The sequence below is a fragment of the Candidatus Poriferisodalis sp. genome (assembly GCF_965221945.1).
Classification (GTDB): Bacteria; Actinomycetota; Acidimicrobiia; order Acidimicrobiales; family Poriferisodalaceae; genus Poriferisodalis.
Window position 1 is genome coordinate 511,894 of sequence record NZ_OZ244925.1, and the last position, 16,481, is coordinate 528,374.

General features: G+C 63.0%; 17 protein-coding genes. 5 read left to right on the forward strand and 12 right to left on the reverse strand.

The genetic code is table 11. The features are described from left to right. Nucleotides 1-5: 5 nt before the first annotated feature. On the reverse strand, nt 6-950 hold the full coding sequence (locus ACOQPH_RS02395; protein ID WP_420623158.1) for an ABC transporter permease: 945 nt from the start codon (nt 948-950) through the stop codon (nt 6-8). On the opposite strand from ACOQPH_RS02395, the gene ACOQPH_RS02400 reads away from it, so the two are divergent. Beyond that, nucleotides 951-1,295, forward strand: a complete 345-nt coding sequence (locus ACOQPH_RS02400) for a hypothetical protein (RefSeq protein WP_420623159.1) — start codon at nt 951-953, stop codon at nt 1,293-1,295. 130 nt (nt 1,296-1,425) lie between these two features. Beyond that, on the forward strand, nt 1,426-1,674 hold the full coding sequence (locus tag ACOQPH_RS02405; protein ID WP_420623160.1) for a hypothetical protein: 249 nt from the start codon (nt 1,426-1,428) through the stop codon (nt 1,672-1,674). A 289-nt stretch (nt 1,675-1,963) separates the two neighbouring features. Here ACOQPH_RS02405 and ACOQPH_RS02410 read toward each other — a convergent pair whose 3' ends face one another. The 7 genes from ACOQPH_RS02410 to ACOQPH_RS02440 form a co-directional block, all read right to left on the reverse strand. Further along, nucleotides 1,964-2,224, reverse strand: coding sequence for a hypothetical protein (locus ACOQPH_RS02410; RefSeq protein ID WP_420623161.1), 261 nt, complete (start codon nt 2,222-2,224; stop codon nt 1,964-1,966). Next, nucleotides 2,221-2,382 (reverse strand): hypothetical protein, encoded by a 162-nt coding sequence (locus ACOQPH_RS02415; protein ID WP_420623162.1) that lies wholly within the window; start codon nt 2,380-2,382, stop codon nt 2,221-2,223. The genes ACOQPH_RS02410 and ACOQPH_RS02415 overlap by 4 nt, the downstream gene beginning before the upstream one ends. A gap of 82 nt (nt 2,383-2,464) precedes the next feature. Further along, a complete protein-coding gene (locus ACOQPH_RS02420) occupies nt 2,465-3,046 on the reverse strand; it encodes a hypothetical protein (RefSeq protein WP_420623163.1) in 582 nt (193 codons plus the stop codon). 82 nt (nt 3,047-3,128) lie between these two features. Beyond that, complete coding sequence (locus ACOQPH_RS02425) at nt 3,129-4,640, reverse strand: hypothetical protein (protein WP_420623164.1); 1,512 nt, start codon at nt 4,638-4,640, stop codon at nt 3,129-3,131. 210 nt (nt 4,641-4,850) lie between these two features. Further along, nucleotides 4,851-5,774: an IS481 family transposase gene (locus tag ACOQPH_RS02430; RefSeq protein ID WP_420623165.1), complete on the reverse strand. Its 924-nt coding sequence runs from the start codon at nt 5,772-5,774 to the stop codon at nt 4,851-4,853. A 183-nt stretch (nt 5,775-5,957) separates the two neighbouring features. Beyond that, nucleotides 5,958-6,791: a type ISP restriction/modification enzyme gene (locus ACOQPH_RS02435; RefSeq protein ID WP_420623166.1), complete on the reverse strand. Its 834-nt coding sequence runs from the start codon at nt 6,789-6,791 to the stop codon at nt 5,958-5,960. Beyond that, nucleotides 6,734-7,897, reverse strand: a complete 1,164-nt coding sequence (locus tag ACOQPH_RS02440) for an N-6 DNA methylase (RefSeq protein WP_420623167.1) — start codon at nt 7,895-7,897, stop codon at nt 6,734-6,736. Before ACOQPH_RS02440 ends, ACOQPH_RS02435 begins: the two co-directional genes overlap by 58 nt. A gap of 110 nt (nt 7,898-8,007) precedes the next feature. On the opposite strand from ACOQPH_RS02440, the gene ACOQPH_RS02445 reads away from it, so the two are divergent. Continuing rightward, entirely contained in the window at nt 8,008-9,201 is a 1,194-nt protein-coding gene (locus ACOQPH_RS02445) for an ISL3 family transposase (RefSeq protein WP_420623168.1), read from the forward strand. Here ACOQPH_RS02445 and ACOQPH_RS02450 read toward each other — a convergent pair. The 4 genes from ACOQPH_RS02450 to ACOQPH_RS02465 all read right to left on the reverse strand — a co-directional run bounded on the left by ACOQPH_RS02450 (nt 9,162) and on the right by ACOQPH_RS02465 (nt 14,614). After that, nucleotides 9,162-11,861, reverse strand: coding sequence for a DEAD/DEAH box helicase family protein (locus ACOQPH_RS02450; protein WP_420623169.1), 2,700 nt, complete (start codon nt 11,859-11,861; stop codon nt 9,162-9,164). The genes ACOQPH_RS02445 and ACOQPH_RS02450 overlap by 40 nt on opposite strands. Then, complete coding sequence (locus tag ACOQPH_RS02455; RefSeq protein ID WP_420623170.1) at nt 11,858-12,577, reverse strand: type ISP restriction/modification enzyme; 720 nt, start codon at nt 12,575-12,577, stop codon at nt 11,858-11,860. The genes ACOQPH_RS02450 and ACOQPH_RS02455 overlap by 4 nt, the downstream gene beginning before the upstream one ends. Before the next feature lie 355 nt (nt 12,578-12,932). Next, on the reverse strand, nt 12,933-13,460 hold the full coding sequence (locus ACOQPH_RS02460; RefSeq protein WP_420623171.1) for a DUF4411 family protein: 528 nt from the start codon (nt 13,458-13,460) through the stop codon (nt 12,933-12,935). Beyond that, nucleotides 13,460-14,614, reverse strand: a complete 1,155-nt coding sequence (locus ACOQPH_RS02465) for an ImmA/IrrE family metallo-endopeptidase (protein WP_420623172.1) — start codon at nt 14,612-14,614, stop codon at nt 13,460-13,462. The genes ACOQPH_RS02460 and ACOQPH_RS02465 overlap by 1 nt, the downstream gene beginning before the upstream one ends. A gap of 146 nt (nt 14,615-14,760) precedes the next feature. Between ACOQPH_RS02465 and ACOQPH_RS02470 the strand changes: the two genes are divergently transcribed. Further along, nucleotides 14,761-15,186 (forward strand): SRPBCC family protein, encoded by a 426-nt coding sequence (locus ACOQPH_RS02470; RefSeq protein WP_420623173.1) that lies wholly within the window; start codon nt 14,761-14,763, stop codon nt 15,184-15,186. Between the two features lie 342 nt (nt 15,187-15,528). Beyond that, a complete protein-coding gene (locus ACOQPH_RS02475) occupies nt 15,529-16,353 on the forward strand; it encodes a hypothetical protein (RefSeq protein WP_420623174.1) in 825 nt (274 codons plus the stop codon). Nucleotides 16,354-16,481: the final 128 nt, after the last annotated feature.

Consider the following 16,481-nt stretch of genomic DNA (forward strand, 5'->3'; position numbering starts at 1 on the left):
CACAATCAGGTCAACCGTATGCGCGGATCTAGGATCCGATAGCTGATGTCTGCAAAGAGGTTGCTGAAGGTATACGCCACTGCAATGAGGAGAGCGCAGGCCTGCAACAGAGGACCGTCACGGGTCTGGATTGAATTCAACAACAGCTGACCTAGGCCTGGATAAGCAAAGACGTTCTCGACGATAATGAGGCCGCCCAGGAGCCATCCGACGGTGGTTGCGACGACAGTAATCGTGGGCAGCATCGCGTTGGGAACGGCGTGCCGGAATATGACCCTTTTTCTCGAGAGTCCCTTCAGGGTCGCCGACCGCACATAGTGGCTGTCCATCGTCTCGATCACGCTGGCTCGCGTCATACGCATGATGTAGGCAAAGAGCGCAATGGTCAGGGTGAGGGTTGGCAAGATCAGGATTTCTGGCTTCGTCAGCGGAGTCTCGCCGCGGGGTATGGCGCTGGTAGTCGGCAACCAGCCAAGCTTTAACGCGACGATGATGGTGAGGAACAGTCCGGTCACGAACTCGGGCAGCGAAATGCCGATCATGCCGATCAGGGTCACTGCGCGGTCGCCCTTGCTGTTGGGACGCACCCCGGCCCATATGCCCACCAGCACTGCCGATGGGACCGCAATCAGCAACGCAGATACAGCAAGATATATCGAAGGTAAGAGACGATGACCCACAATCCCTGTTATTGGCTGTCGCTGTATCAAGGAGGTGCCCAGATCGCCTCGCACTGCGCCCCAGATCCATTTTCCGTATCGCTCAGGGGCGGAGCGATCTAATCCCAGCTCTTCGCGCAGGTGCTTGACGTTCTGCTCCGTGGCGTACTGCCCCATCAATCTTTCCGCGGCATCACTCGGCAGGGCCTCCGAAACCGCGAAAATGACCACCGAGACCACCAAGAGGGTGACCACGATCAAAGCGAAGCGCAGCGTCAGAAAGCGAACCATGTGTCCGGCACCGTCTCAGAAGCGTTTGGGACCAATCGTGTTCAGCTGTCTGTGGGCACCGCGATTCGCATCGTAGTGCGCGGCATGACGTGCGCACTGCCTATGAAACTGACGAAGATCGTTATACGTCAGGATCTTTCGTGTGATGGAGATCTGATGCCGGTTGAATTCTCTAGTGCGGCCGGTCTGAGGTATTCCGATACGGGCGGCGACGTGACGCTGGTGTGCAACGACTGGGGCGACGCACAGCTGGTGTGGATCGACGACAGTCGAACACTGATCCCGATCGACCTGCCAGAGGCGCTGACTGCCTGTCTGCGCGAGTTCTTGGCTGCGAATTCCTAGTTCCGCGCCACCCGACTCGGACCGGGACCGACGACCGCCGAGACGGCCGTTCGGATGGCTCGAACCGCATGGGTGCGAGGCGTACGCTGGCTTTGCGTTCTTCGTGCGTTGAGCGCTGCGTCAGGTTCGAATGGCAACGCTGTTGGCGATCGTGTTCTTTGGGTCCCTCGTCGGGGGACTCGGCGCGCTCGCTGCGGCCATCGTGTTCCCGGAGCGACGCGTGAGCGCTCTCTATGTGGCGACGGCGTTGCTGGTCGTGGTGGGCTGGCTCTCGATCCTCTCCGTCGGGATCTTTATCCTCATCGTGCCGTTCTGCACAGGTCTCGCTGCCGCCTCACTGAGCCGCCGCCAACGCCGCCACACCAAGAGCCCGCAGTAGCGCCCCTGACGAGTTCACCTTGTTTCGTTCCCCCACGCGCCCGCCCCTCGCGATTTCATCTCGGCGTACACGTGGCACATGCGTGCTGGTCGCGCGAACCCGGGCAGCTCAACGCATGGTTGACGCTGCGCTGGAGGCGAAAGCACTGTCAGGCCTCGTCGAGCTGAACCACCCAGCAGACAGCCAAGCACTAAAGGAACGGTTCGGCTGGCCGATGAGGCCACGTATGGGGCCGGAGAGGACGTGAGAGCCCGCGTTGCCGATGGCCCGCTACGCGTAGTACCGCGGCTCAGGATTGTGTTGGCCCGGTTTCGACGATCGCGGTGACGGTCTTGCGGCCGAGTCCTGACACCTCGGCCAGATGCCGGAGCGATGCGCCGGCACGGTGGGCAACACGGATCATGTCGTCGCGAATCGCTGCTTCTCTGTCCGCACGCTCGGCGCTGAGGCCGACGACCGCCAAGGCGGCTGCAATCTCGCCGTCGAGGCCGCTGCGGTACTTGTCCATCGCAGCCCGAGCCGCCGACACGTCGACTTCGCTGTAGCTCATTGCAACTCCCTCAGGCCTGTGGCGAGCTTGTCACGTATCGCCATCAGTGTCGCTACCCGAGGCGACAGGTCGCCGACTGCCTCGGCGTCGTTGAGATGAGCCAGAACCATGCCCAGCAGTTCGAGGGCTTCCACCCGCTCCAGCTCCATGCCTACCATTGGTCCAAACATAGCCGGTCATGGCTCGAAATGGACCACTTAGAATCGTCATCAAGGCGCGAGCAGTCACCCGGCACGCTGATCAGACAAGGGCGAGCCAGGTGACGCAGTAGACGTCGTCGGGGGTGATCTCGGGGAGCGGTTCGGGTGGGACGAAGGGCTGCAGGCCGAGGTCGCGGATGACCCGGACGATCGCTTCGGCTTGTTGGGCGGGGTCCTCGGAGCTGTTGAGCGCTGCTTGGAAGGTTCGGATGGTGCGTTCGGGGTAGGGCGCTTGGATGGTGTCGATGTTCCGGTCGATCTCGTCTTGGGTCATGCCCGCCGCGGGGTGCTCTCGCACGACGCTGGCGGCGCGTGCAAGGCGTGGCGGGATGCGCGGCTCGAGGTTCGCCTTGTCGGACATGAAGTTCCACTTCTCGACGATGTCAGCGCGGGCTACCTCCGACGCATCGAAGGTGTCGTGGGCGTCAGCGTCGTCGAGCACCCGGGGGTTTGCGAATCCCTCGGGCGGACGGGCACGATGCAGGCACGTCAGCGTCTCATCGACTACGACATCAACCCCCGGCTCCCCACGGCCCACAAAGCGGAAAACCGACGAGGGGTGGTCGCCCACTCGGGCGCAGAACACATGGCCGGGCCCCGTGCCGACCCCGACGACCGCCATCCCGGAACCCGAGCCCCACGGCAGCAACCGGATCTGCTCGGCCAGTCCTGCGTCCTCGTTGGTGGAGGTAGCTTCCGTGAAGCTAATTGGCGCTCTTGTTGGGCACGAGGTCGTGCGGGCCGAAGAACCCGACATGAACCATGCGGGTGTCGCTGTTGTGGCCGGTGTCGTCGTGAAAGTAGATGCGAGGAGCGAGCATGCCGCCACCCTCAGCGACCTTGAGATGCGCCTCCATGAACATCTGGCCCTCAGGTCTCACTCGTTCGTCGACCGGCCTGACGCGTGGATCCCGGAACCTCGGCGTGTTTCGCACCGAGTCTGATTCGACCATAGAGAGCTTTTTTGTTGGCCAAGCGGCGTCACTGCCGGACGATTCACACCATTCGTAAAAGCCACCAGCGAATGTGCCTCTCTCCTTGTCTCGTGCGTAGGTATCCAATGCGACGAGCCCTCGCCACGCAATTCTTGCCCACTTTGGACCCTCTAAGTGGTTGTCGAGACGATTGAGGCCTTCCGGTGCGGCCGCGGGCATTGCAACTAGACGAAGATGTTGGAGGGCGAGGCTAGGCACCTCTGCGCAGGTCTCGGGCGGTTCCGGTCGGGCGAGTTCGTCGGTGCTGGAGTGAGTGGCCATTTGGGTTGCAATGACATCGAGCACACCCGCTGCTTCGATCGCAATCCATACATCGCGTAGGTTCTGCTGAGCTGTCCCGAGCTGGTGGCTGAAGTCATCCGCCTCAGTGGCCGCGTTTAGGTAGTCGTCCAGCGTCGCCTTCTTCTCTGCCTCCAGTTGGTCATTCTGGTCCCACAGGTCTTGAATCTGTGTTTCATGGTCGACGTCGAGAAGGCTGCGCAGGTCGACATAGGCCTGTGGGGCGCGTTGGCGCGCGACACGCGGCGACAGGTAGCGGGCGATGGTCTTGGCTGCGTCGTCAGCCCTGCTGCCCAAGTTTCGAGAAAGGAAGTAACGGTGGCGCCAAGAATCGGGCGCATTCAGATCTATGCCGGGCATATACACCCTGCACGCCCCTGACCACACTCCAAGTTCGCGCCCCATGAGGGCCCGAAACTCCAACTCGCCCGTAGGCACAAGTAAGTGGACCTGCGCTACACCGGCAAGGCTCACAGCAGATCGCTGGGCGCGTTCAATCGAGAAAGACGGATCGGCCCCGTAGTCGGGTGAGAACACTACGAGCGGCAAGTCGCGCTCGGGGTGCTCCAGCCTTTCCGCGAAGCCGGGCATTTCAGCTGGGCCCAAGGCGATTTCGTTGGCGCGGAGTTTGATTGGACCCCGATGGGACGATGACAACGCGGCGAGCAGGCTGCCGGCCAATTTCGGGGCAGCGACTTCAATCTTGGACGCGAACTGGGAGTGCACATTCTCGATGTCGATCCACAACCATCCCTCCGAGGTGTCGCGTTCCACAATGGCCATCAGCGTGGTGATCCACCGCGACCTCTGGTCATCCTCATGCAAGACCCAGCGCAAGATGCTTCCGTGTTCATTCGAGTTGCTGTCGATCTCGACATCTGCCTTCCCGGCGCGGCACTTGCCCTCCTTGGGTAACTCAAGCTGGGGATACTTCTCGGTCACCCAATTGCGGAATTCGATGTCGGCCGTGCGGGGCAATGACTTTGCGTCCGCCTGCCAGAGTGCTCGGTATACGAGGCTCACGAGGGACCCTTTCTCCGCACCGTCAAAGACCCCTCTACGTAAGTGCGGGGCATGGCCCTACAAGCCGGGTCGACGGCGTGGAGGTCGGGTAGTAGGTCAGCGGCCAAGACATCGAACACCGAGCGGTTGCTAGTTGTAATGCCCACAGAGGTTGTTGACGCGGCTGGCGGGTGTGTCTCCGATGGCGGTGTGGTGCCGGTGGAGATTGTAGGTGTGCACCCAGGTCTGGAGTCTGCGGCGGCGGTCGGGTTCTGAGCGGAATTTGTAGTTGTAGAGGAACTCGTCGGCCAGGGTGCGGTTGAACCGCTCTGCTTTGCCGTTGGTCTGGGGCCGATAGGGGCGCGTGCGGCGGTGGGTGACGTGCCGCTCGGCGAGCGCGTCGGCGAACGCAGTGGCGGTGAAGTTCTTGGCGTTGTCGGTCATGACGGCGTCGACGGCGACGTTGAGGCGGTCGAACCAGTCCCGACAGCGTCGATAGAACGCTGCGGCGGTCTGGGCGTTCTGGTTGTCGTGCGCCTCGACGTAGGCGAGGCGGGAGTGGTCGTCCACGGCGACATGGAGATAGGTGTACCCGAGGCGCTTGCGGCGCTTGTTGTTGCGCTTGGCGGCCGCCGAGCCGCGGCCGTGGACGCGCCACCCCCCGCCGGGCGGCACTTTGGCGACCTTTTTGACGTCGATGTGCACCAGCTCGCCCGCATGAGCCTTCTCATAGCGGCGCACCCGCTCCCCGGTAGGCCGATCGATCCACGCCAGCCGGTTCAGCCCGTGCCGGCACAGCACCCGATGCACCGTCGAAGCCGGCACCCCGGTCGCAGCCGCCAGCCGCACAGGACCCCACCGGCGGCGCCGACGCAGACCGCAGATCCTCTTCTCGGCCCGCGCCGAGACCTTCGCCGGGGACCTCGCAGGCCGGCTGGAACGATCCTCCAGACCCACCACGCCCTCAGCGTCGAAGCGCTTGACCCACTTGTGCACGGTCTGGCGCGAGCAGCCCATCTGCGCCGCGACCGCCGTCGCCGACTGGCCCGCTGCCATCCGCTCGACCATCACCATCCGAGAATGAACCGACAGCCGAGGCCGCGGAGCCCCACGAACCCTGATTGAAGTACTGTCCGACACTGAGCCTCCGTTCGCAGCCTGGGATTCCAACAAACCCCACACTGCCACGGAGGCTCAACCTGTCACAGCAGCAGAACTGTCAACAAGGTCCATGGGCATTACAGCTAGTCGACGCGATCACGAGGCTTGGGTTCTGCGGGGAAGCACGCGTGTCTGCTGGGAGCCTTTGATCATGGCCAGATCCGGCAGCAACGTCGCCGCCAGCGCTTGGAACGGCATGTTCGATGTCCCCGTGATCAGGATTGTGTGCGGCGCGGGTGGACTCGAGTCGGCTGGTTCGTGCCTGCGGAACAGAGATCTGGCAGGCGCGTCGTTGCGAGGCAGCTGAAGATGGCTCGGTTGGTTGGCGTTGAGACCAACATGTTGGGGGGGGGGGGGGTAAGCGCGGTCGCGCGGGAACATCGCGCAAACGGTCTTTGCTCGCGCGAGGATCCGGTGGTCCTCATACATCCACAATTGCTGGAACGGCCGGTACAAGACGGGCCGGATACGCGCGTCCTCGAACTCAATGAGTTCGTTGTTCTTCGCCGATTGCTTCAGAGTTGTGTGCCACTTTATGGACTCAATCTCGTCGTTCGCCGTCGCGTCGCTGAGGGAGACGCCACGTTCGTGCATCTCGCGGCGAGCGCGGTCGTAGGTTGCAATGAGGTGCTTCACACGGGCTGCTAGTTCCTCGCGACTGAATGAGTAGACGTAGGTATCGCAGTTTGTCTTGGCACCTGCCGCGTGCTGCTGAACAGCGACGTCACCTTGAGCCTCCTTGCCTGATGAGCACAAGGCAATCGGAAGTGTCTCGAAACTTCCATCAGTGAGATTCACCCAGTCGTGGCGCTCGTTTGCGGGCACGCTCTCGAATCGGGTCCAGAAGCTGGAGGCTCCCGGCGCAAGCGCAGTCAACCAGGTAAATTTCGCGAGACGATCCGCGTACTCGGGTACCTCGGCGTAGTGCAAGCGAGCCGATCCATCGAGTCCTGGGTTCTCAGGATCGCTAACGAGAAATGTGAGCTGAACGCCGTTACGCGAACCGCTGCCGAAAATCTTGAGCCTTCGCGAGCGAACTCTGCTCCTGACTTGTAGGCGTCGCCGCGCAGATTGACGACGTAGATGTCGCTGAATTCGGTTCGTAGGGCGGCACGCATGCCGGCCAACGCGGTCCCCGTCGTGAGTGAGTTCGGGTGCACAAACGCGACTACGCCAGAAACGCTCGGAGCCGTTCTGGGAGCAGATGGGACAGGATCACCCACGCGGTCCGAGGCCCAACGAATGGCCTTCACATATAGGTTGCCGGTCGCGTTTCCCCCTGGGGAACAATTGGTGATCTTGTGCTGCAGCGCTGAGTAGCTTTCTCGAACCCTATGGCCGATCTCGAAGTACTCAATGTTCTGGTTGTCCTCTTGGGCCCCATCTTGACCCGAGGACCACGGCGGATTGCTGATCGCGACACGTATAGGGAGCTGATGCAACTCCTTTGCAATTTGCACATTGTCATCGGTTCCATCCAGTCGTCCAGAAACGAGTGCGTCGTTGCAAAGGAACGTGTCGCCGTACACGATGTTCTCGAACTGCTGGAATCGTCCGTCGGCAAATCCCTCTCGGCTCTCCATGCCGGCCTCGATCTTGAGGGCCGCGACGTAGTAGGCGAGCAGTACGAGCTCGGTGGCGTGAAGCTCGTGCCGGTACTTGCGCACGAGGTCTTCGTCCCGGATGATCGGCCGGCCGTCGGCATCGTTGATCGTCAAGATCTGGTGCATGAACGTGCCGGTGCCCACGAACGGGTCGAGGATGTGCACACCCTCCGCGGTGAGTCCCTTGCCGAAGTGCTTGCGGCAGATCGCGTCGGATGCACGCACCATGAAGTCCACTATCTCCACGGGCGTGTAGACGATCCCGAGACGCTTGGTGACATCAGTCATGGCGTGCTGAAAAAACCCGTCATAGATCTGCCGCATCAGGTCGACCTTCTCGGCCGGTGTGATGTCGGCCGAAAGCATCGACCGCATCGTGCGGTAGGCCCGGGTGAGCGGCGCGAGCTCGGCCTCGAACAACCGTTGTGCCATTTTGTGGCCCTTCGCGTTTTGGTGGGATGACGGCGGGTTGAGGGTCCGTTTGTAGGGGTCGAGGCCCTGCTGGGATCGGTGTTTGCGACGCCGAACCCTGGAGGGCCTCGATGGCGAGTGATGCTGTGTCGGTGCGGCTGTGGCTGCGGTGCATCAAAGTGCTGGAGGTGGTGGTGGACGCGCCTGAGCGGCTGGCGGTGCGGGTGGTGTCGACGGTGTCTCGTCCGAGGTGCCCGGATTGCGGGACGCCCAGCGGGCGCTGTCACGACCGTCGCGAGCGCGAGATCCGGGACTTGGAGGTGTCGGGGCGGCCGGTGCTGTTGTTGTGGGGGCGGCGCCGGATGGTGTGCGATGTCTGCGACCGGCGCTTCGTGGAGGACCATCGGGCGTTCGAGGGCCGTGTCACGGCGCGTCTGGCTCGCCGGCTGGTGGCCGATGCCCGTTCGATGCCGGTCAATACGGCGGCGCGTCGTCATGGGGTGAGCTGGGGGCTGGTGAACGCGTTGGTGGTCGCTTGGGCGGGTCTGGTCGCCGATCATCGCCGGCGGCGGCGGTGCCGGGTGCTGCTGGTCGATGAGACCTCGATCCGCAAGCGGCACCGCTATGTGACGGTGCTGGTGAACGGCGACACCGGCGAGGTGCTCGCGATGGTGCCCCACCGCAGCAGCCAAGCGCTCAGCACGTTCTTGGCCGCTCAGGGGCATCGCTGGTGCAAGGGCGTGAAGGTCGTCGTCTCGGACGGCTCGGCGGCATACAAGGCAGCCATCGAGGCCCGGCTCGGGCACGCCCGCCATGTGCTGGACCGCTTCCATGTGATCCGCTGGTTCGCTGCGGGCCTGACCGCGGTGCGCCGCGATGTCCAGCGCCGGCCCGAGGGCTCAAAGCCTGCGTTCGACCCCGAGGTGTTCCGGGCCAGGTTCTTGCTCATGCGCCGGCCCGACAAGCTCGACGCGGCCGAACAAGCACGCCTCGCCGAGCTGTTCGAGGCCCACCCCCGGCTGCGGGCAGCCTGGGACGCGCTCGGCGAGCTGCACAACCTCTATCTCGCCGACAACCACAAAGGCGCCCTCGAAGCGCTCGACCGGTTCGCCGACATCTACAGCACCGGCCAGATCCCCGAGTTCAGCGACACCGTCGACACCTTCCTCGCATGGCATGCCCAGATCCTCGACTGGCACCAAGCGGGGCGGCCCAGCAACGGACGCATCGACCGAACCAACAACCTGCTCCAAGTCCTGCGAACAACCGCGCACGGGTTCACCAACTACGCCAACTTCGAAGCCCGCGGCATCCTCCCAACATGAACCCCGCCGAGCCCAGCAGCCCAAATCCCACAAAATCGCGAAGGCTCCATTTTGTAGCCGGCAAGATCAGCGGCTTCGTCTGCGTCGAGCTGCCCGGAGTGCGTGGCGAGGCTGGCGAGGAGCCAGTCCATCGCCTTGCTCATCGGGTTCTCCTTGGCGAAGCCCGAGTCGGCGAACAAGGCGTCGAAGATGGGAATGGTCACGACGTGCTGGGCGACCATTTCTACGGCATCCGCTTCGGTGGTCCGCTCGCCGGCCGTGTCGCGGATCGCTGCAAGGAACGTGCCGAATTCCTGCTTAGCGGCGTCTTCTGCGAGCATTGCGTCGACGCGCTGGCGCACCTGCTCGCAGACGCTCGCGGCGTTCTGACCCCAGCTTGGCCACATCTGCTTGTCGCCGCAGACGTCGACCATCTTCGAGAACACTTCCCGTTCGAGTTCGTGCTTGATGCGCAGGTCGAGCGTCAACTGTTCGACGGTCGTGTCTTCGTTTTCGGGATCGGAGTCCTTTTCCTTGGCGGCTCGGCTTGTGCAGTCTGCGTCGATGATGTCTATGGGCCGCTTGGTGCTGACGCCGTTGAGCCAGTGGTCCACACGGTCGTCATGGGAGCGCAGCGCTCGCACCACATCCCAGACGGTCTTGAAGTCCGAGCCGGTCAGCACTTCTTCGCTGGTGAGGGTGCTGCCCTCGGGTACGACGACGGGGATGACGATATATCCCATCTCCTTGCCCTGGGCGCGACGTATGGCGCGGCCGACGGCTTGGGTGATGTCGATGGTCGAACGGCGTGGATCCATGAACACGACGGCGTCGAGAGCGGGGACATCGACGCCTTCAGAGAGCACCTGGGCATTCGACAACACCCGGCAAGTCGCGGCACCGGCATTCGCGGCATCACGAAGCCAAGCCAGCTGACGGGCGCGCTGGTCGGCTCGTGTGGAGCCGTCCATGTGATCGGATTCGACACGCAGGACTTGCCGTTCATCATCCACGCTCTTCTGCTGAAGGTCCTCCGAGATGGCCCCGAGCAGGCTTCGATCCGGACCGAGCAGTTCCTCGAACCGCCCGGGCAGGGCGACTGTCTGTGATCTCGCGACAGTGTTGGTGAACAAGATCGCCGATCGCAGCGGTCTGCCGGTGTCTTCGCCGATCTGCCCGGAGACCCGATCAGGGTCGCCGACAACGGTCTTCGGTGCCGCAAGCGCGTCCAGCACGCCGAGCAATTTCGTGGCGTAGCCCTCAGCGACGAGGCCGCCCCGAGTCCTGGACTTCGACTTGGCGTCCTCCGATCTCAGCACCTCGACATATGTGTCGCCGAGATCGGGGCTGTTCTCGCGCTTGCCGACCACGAGCACCCGGTAGTCGGTCAGCAACCCCCGGTCGATGGCTTGACTGAACGCCATTTCGAAGAAGCGGGGGCCATAGACCGACTTGTCGTCCATTGAGAACGAGTCCAGGTCGCGCCCCGCCTCGTGACTCATCTTCTTCGCCTTGGCCTTGAGCCGTGGCGTGAACACCCGAGGCGTCGCGGTCATGTAGAGCCGCCGCAGAGCGGGCAGAGCTTCGTCGTTGTGGGCGAGCCGGAAGCCGGTGGTCTGGGCACCCTTGCGCTCGGCGTCCTCGATGCCAGTGGTGCGATGCGCCTCGTCCAGAATGAACAGGTCGAACGGCTGGAAGCCATGTCCGCCCTGCCTGATGACGGCGTTGGCGCGTTTGATGGCATCGGCAATCACTGGCAGCGACTGGTAGGTGGTCAGCACGACACGCATCGAATTCTGCGGGGGCTCCAAGGACAGCCACTGGGCGATGGCGTCGCGGTCGGTGCTGACCGGCATATGCACCTGCGCGAGGTCGGTCGCCGCGCCTCTTGGCATCTTCCCGGTGCTCGGGTCTGAGCACACGCCGATGTACTGGTGGGAGATCGTGCGGTTCTGAGCCCATTCGCGCATGGTCTGGCCCATCAACGCAATCGATGGCACCGCGTACAGCACTTGGCCGCCCTTGCCAGCGAGATCCTCGGCGGCCCACATGGCGACGAGCGATTTACCGGTGCCGCAGGGCATGACGACCGTGCCGCGATCGTTCTGCTGGAAACCCTTGCCAATCTCAACCAAGGCATCGCGCTGGTGCGCAAAGGGCTGCTTTGGAGCGTCGGCCCACTCGACGGTTTCAGGGTCTTCAAGGCCGCGAAGCCAGTCGATCGGCCACGACTCGAGGTTGACCAAATCGATGATCTTTGTGCGAGCGTTGGTCAGCTTGGTGTAGGCGTGAACGGTGACGCTGCCGGTGTTGACAAGCATCGAGCCGTCGAACGCTTGGCCTTGGGCCGTTGCGAGAAAGGCGTCGATGCTCTTGGTCGGCACCGTGGCGTCGTCGTAGAACTTGCACTGGATTGCGAACCGATCCCCGTTGAGGTGCTGGGCCACCAGGTCGACGCCGATGTCGTTCGTGAAGCCGTATTCGTGTCGCTGGGGCCACTCGTCCCACAGCCAGACGTGTTCGAATTCGTACTCGGGGTTGGCTTTGAATGCAGCCCTCATGACATCTTCGAACTGGCGGCCCCGGTCCGCTGCGGTCTTCGTTCGTCTTCTGATCTCGCGAAAGACCTCAGGTTCGAAGAGATGCCCCTGCGCTGTTGCCTCGCTCTCGAAGAGCGTCACCGTGTCACCGCGTTCTCTTCGATTGCATCGTCGCTGGCATCGAGTGACGGCGGCAAAGCGGCGATGACCTGGGCCGAATGCGCCCCGAGGTGTGCAAGGCGGCGCAAGTGCCGGATGAGGTTGAACGGCTCGTCGGCCCGCAAGTGCCAACGATTCGGGTCATCGACGATGCCCGACGGCTTGTCGTGCTTGACGGCGAGCGTCGTAACCGCCCACTCAAGCGGTGAGCGACCGGACACGGTGTATTCGTGGCACTCGGGCGGGATGTCGACGAGCCGACAGCGCTCATTGACATGCAGAACAGTCCTGTCGCCGCTCTTGGTGCTTCCCTGGGTCCGTCCCCACTGCATACGAGCGTGGATCCGGTAGGCCTCCGCTTCGTGCTCGCCGTCGCTGACTTCGCCGTCGACAAGGCAGGCGAGCTGCATTTCGGGGCAGTCCTCGTAGCCGATATGCAGATCCATGAGCTCCCGGCCCGCCGAGCGGAACGCCTCAAATTCAGGCGCGAGGGGCAAGCGGGGGAGGCTTCGCTGAAGGTCGTGCCGGAAGCGCTGACGCCAGTCAGGCGCATGCATCACGCCGTACATGTACTCCCAGATGTCGTCCTTCGACACGTGTGTCCCGTAGCGATCCTGGAATTGCTCGAGGCACCAATCAGTGATGTTGTCCTGCCAATCCGGTGGATCGGCGGCGAACATCTGCCCACCGCCGCTCACATCGCCCCCAGAATGTGAGTATGCATGAAACGCATAATTACGGGATGTTAGTTCATGCAAGGTGAGGCAACAGCGGCTGCAGGCGCGAACACAAAGCAACGCGTGCGGGCTCAAGACCCGGGCGGGCGCATGCGCGACCGTCGATGACTCGGCGCTTCCGACGGCAACCGCGACCATTTGTCAGGGCAGGGACATCCGTGTGTTGTTCGTAGACGCCTGCTCGTTACGGCGTCGGTTCGGTTTGCTCAATCGTGAGCGCCATTGGCGACACCGGAAAGTTGCGGGCTAGCGGCCTCCCACGCAGCCATGGTCTGGGGTCACAGTGACTGCGATGCGGGATCCCGCGCGGCACCCCCTACGTCGTGCCGAAACCCAAAAGGCTGAGCTGTCGCGTTTGAGATTCGAGAACGAACCGAACACCCATGGCACGCAGCATCTTGAACGGGTTCATGACTTCGACGTTGTGAGCGGTTGCAGCATTCGGAATCTTGATCTTGCGCCGACCATCACTGACCGTCTCGTGTGTCACCACGGTGTGGCTGCCGGCGAGGGCCTGGCCGATGAGAAACGAGTCAGCAGCCCGAGCAAAGTCATCCTTAGCTGCGGCTTCGTAGCTGGACGAGTCATTGGCCCAACGATTGACGGCAGCGATCGACTCGATGTCGGCAGCAGTCGGCGGCAAGAAGAATGAGCGGTGATTCCTCGCCCACTGCGCTAGATCATCATCGCCGCCGATGAGTTCGTGGTAGACGGCCTTCACGCTGTGCACCGTTCCCGCCGAATTCGTCGTTTCGAGCCACTCCCGAGAACCAGGACACAGGTCGAAGCCGTAATGCTCATTCTTCGCGCGGATGAACACGTCCGTGTCCAGCAGGTACGCCACTACAGAATCCCGAGCTGGTGGCCGAGCCCCTCGAACGTCGAGGTCTTCTTCACGTCGAGCAGACGGAACGCTTCGGTGTACGTCGTCCGGCCTTCGAGAGTGCTCGCGATCAACTCGCGTGCGAACCGTTTTCCCACTTGGACGGGTTTCGTGTTGTAGTAGTTCCCGCCGCTACCACGCTCGGCCGCCACTTCTGCAACCTGCGCTCGCTCGAAGCGAAGTTCGGCCATGAACTGATCCCAGCTGAGCCTTCCGGCCTCCCGAATCCGGGCGAGGATGACCTGCGTCGACACCCGGAAGCGCTCTGCGAGCGGTTGCAGCTGGGATCGAATGTCGCGATCCCGCAGGAAGGCCGACGAGAATTCATCCATGGGGACGAGCAGTTCGGCCGCCACCTGATTGCACCACCTTTCCTCGTCGAACCTACGAGCCGAAGCGGGATCGACGTCAGAGAGTGCAGTCGAGCCCAGCCAGAGATGTGCCACTTCGTGGGCCAGCGTGAAGACTTGTGCGGCATTGGAATCCGTCCCATTGACGAACACCAGGGCCGCGTATGGGTCGGCGAAGGCGAAGCCGCGAAATTCCGACGGGTCGAGCTTGCGATGCGTGTTGGAGCCCACGATGCCGCTGACCATGACCAAGATTCCCGCCGCCTCAGCGTTCTCGCGCAGGGCCGCAAGCGCGTCATCCGAGCTGCGCAATCGCTCACGCGTGCGGGGTGTCCACCGCAGTTGGTCGCGCATAGATGCCGCGACTTCAACCGGCGGCGTCGCGACGGTTGCCGAGCCGACAAAGTCGAGAGGCGCTTCGCCGTTGAGCAGTTGGCTGTCTCGGTACCACTCCTGGCGCGCCTGGCAGATGTACAAGGTGTCGAGCAGATCCGCCGTGACGGGGCCCGACACTGGGCGATCGCCAATCGTTCGGAAGTCCGGGATGGGGATGTCCTCTGTCGGAGGTTCGTCGAGGAAGAAATATCCGACCGGCGTGTACGTCTTTCGAGCGAACTCCTCCAACTGGCGAAGTGTCGGACGGGTCTCACCTGCTACCCATGCTCCGAATCGTGGGAAGCGCGAGTCCCAGACGTCATCGTCGATGCCCGACCGAGCACGAGCCCACTGCAGCAGCGCAGGACGCACCTCGATTCGCACTGTCACGGACTCAGTATCGCCCGTCCGCCTCCCTCAGCAAGGCACGCTCGAGCTGCAGACGCGAGGAGGCGTGTTTGCAGGTATCTGCATACGTTCCTGGCTGCAGAGCCGTCGTCGGTTAGTACTAGAACCGTCGGGCAGGGAGGCAGGTCATGGCGCAGGCATTCTCAGTCGATGAGGTCTTTCACAGACCCGCTGCACAGGTGTGGGAGGCCCTCACCGATTGGCCGAACGCCCATCAGTGGATGCCCGGGGTCGAAGGGATGACGGCCGAGGGAGACACCGCCGAGGGGACGCAGCTGAAATTTCGTGCTCGCGGCGCCGATCGCTTGAGCACGATCGCTCAGTGTGATGCTGGCCGTTCAATTGTGCTGCGTTCGGTTCAAGGCGGTGTTACGGCGGATTACGCGTACGAAGTCCACGAACACGGCGAGGATTCGGCCCGAGTCACCTTGGTCGCAAACTGCCAGATCACAGGGCTGTTGTGGAGGCTGCTCTCGCCGCTGCTGCGCGTCGCTGTTCGAATGTCCGACGGCAAACAACTCAGACTGTTGAAGGCCATAGTTGAAGTGGGCTGACTCCTAGCTCCCAAGAGGCGGAGGCCGCCCGTGGCGACACTCGTCGCCTACCGCCCAATATCAGCGGCGTTTCGCTCTCGCAGCGTTTTCGATCTCGCCCCGGGCGCCGCTCTTCGGCCACCTCTTTGCTGCTCGGAGTCCGGGATGCTCGGGCGCTTCCGCCGAGGCCCCAACCGGGGGAGCGTCGATCTGTCGGCGCCGCTTGATTCGCCTCCGGCGGGCTGCGCTGCCCCCGATGCTTTCCCTGCGTGCCATATCGCTAAGGGTAGCTACGGCTCAGGGCCTGGACGGATAGGGGCTGGATGGAACAGGCCGAATTCAGAGCGCTGTACTGTTGGCCGGGTGACGTCACAGCCCGAAACGGCCACTGTGGCCGAACTCAAAGAGCTCCTCGCCGATCCAGCGTGTCGCATCGAGCTTCACGACTTCATCGGTGACGAGACACTGCGAACCATCGACGCAATTCAGAACGCCGACTGCGAGGGCTACGACGAGTGCCTGCGGGCCTACGAGCATGCCTCTGCCAATCTGATCAAGCTGCTCGTCGCCGGCTCGTACTACTCCGACTGCGCTGACCACGACAAAGCGTGGGCACACGCTGTCCGCCTGCTGGCCAATCGGATTTCGTACGCCACTTCTGACCACGGGACGGCCATCAACCTGAAGCACCACGTCACGCTGCTGGCGATCTACGCAGTCGCCTTCGGCGCCACCGCTGCCGATCGGATCGACTCCATCGCAAGGATCATCGGGACGGTACGGGCCGAGGAGGACGGCAGAGTCGGGCGAGTCACCTACCTGGTCAACTGCGATCAGCTCAAGAGACCGGAAGAAGCTCCGATCCAAGCTTCGCTTCGTCTGTGGATGACTCTGCGTTCGATGACCGACGAGTTCATCCCCAAGACCCAGGAAGACGCCTTGTTCGACGCTGTGCTTGACGAAATCGAGTACTTGCTCGGCGTGACGCACGGACGAGACACCGCCGAGGGAACTGGCCCGGTGGGCTATGGCGCAATTCAAGTTCTGGCAACCCGCGTTGCACCTGACCGTCTCGTGCGGCGCAATCTGGACACGCTGATCGCGCACGACGCCTTTCAGAGCGTCGATGAGTTCTACATCTGCCGCGACCGGTACAACAGGGCGTACGCGGCGGAAGCTCGGGTCTGAACACGGGGCGCCGAGTAGGCCGCTGAGCCGCCGGTCAGACTGGGCGGCTGCTGAAGCGGTGGGCCTGGAGGTCGCTCAGGTCTCGCAAGGTCTTCATGGCCGCGGTTGCCGCGCTTGATGCATCCTGA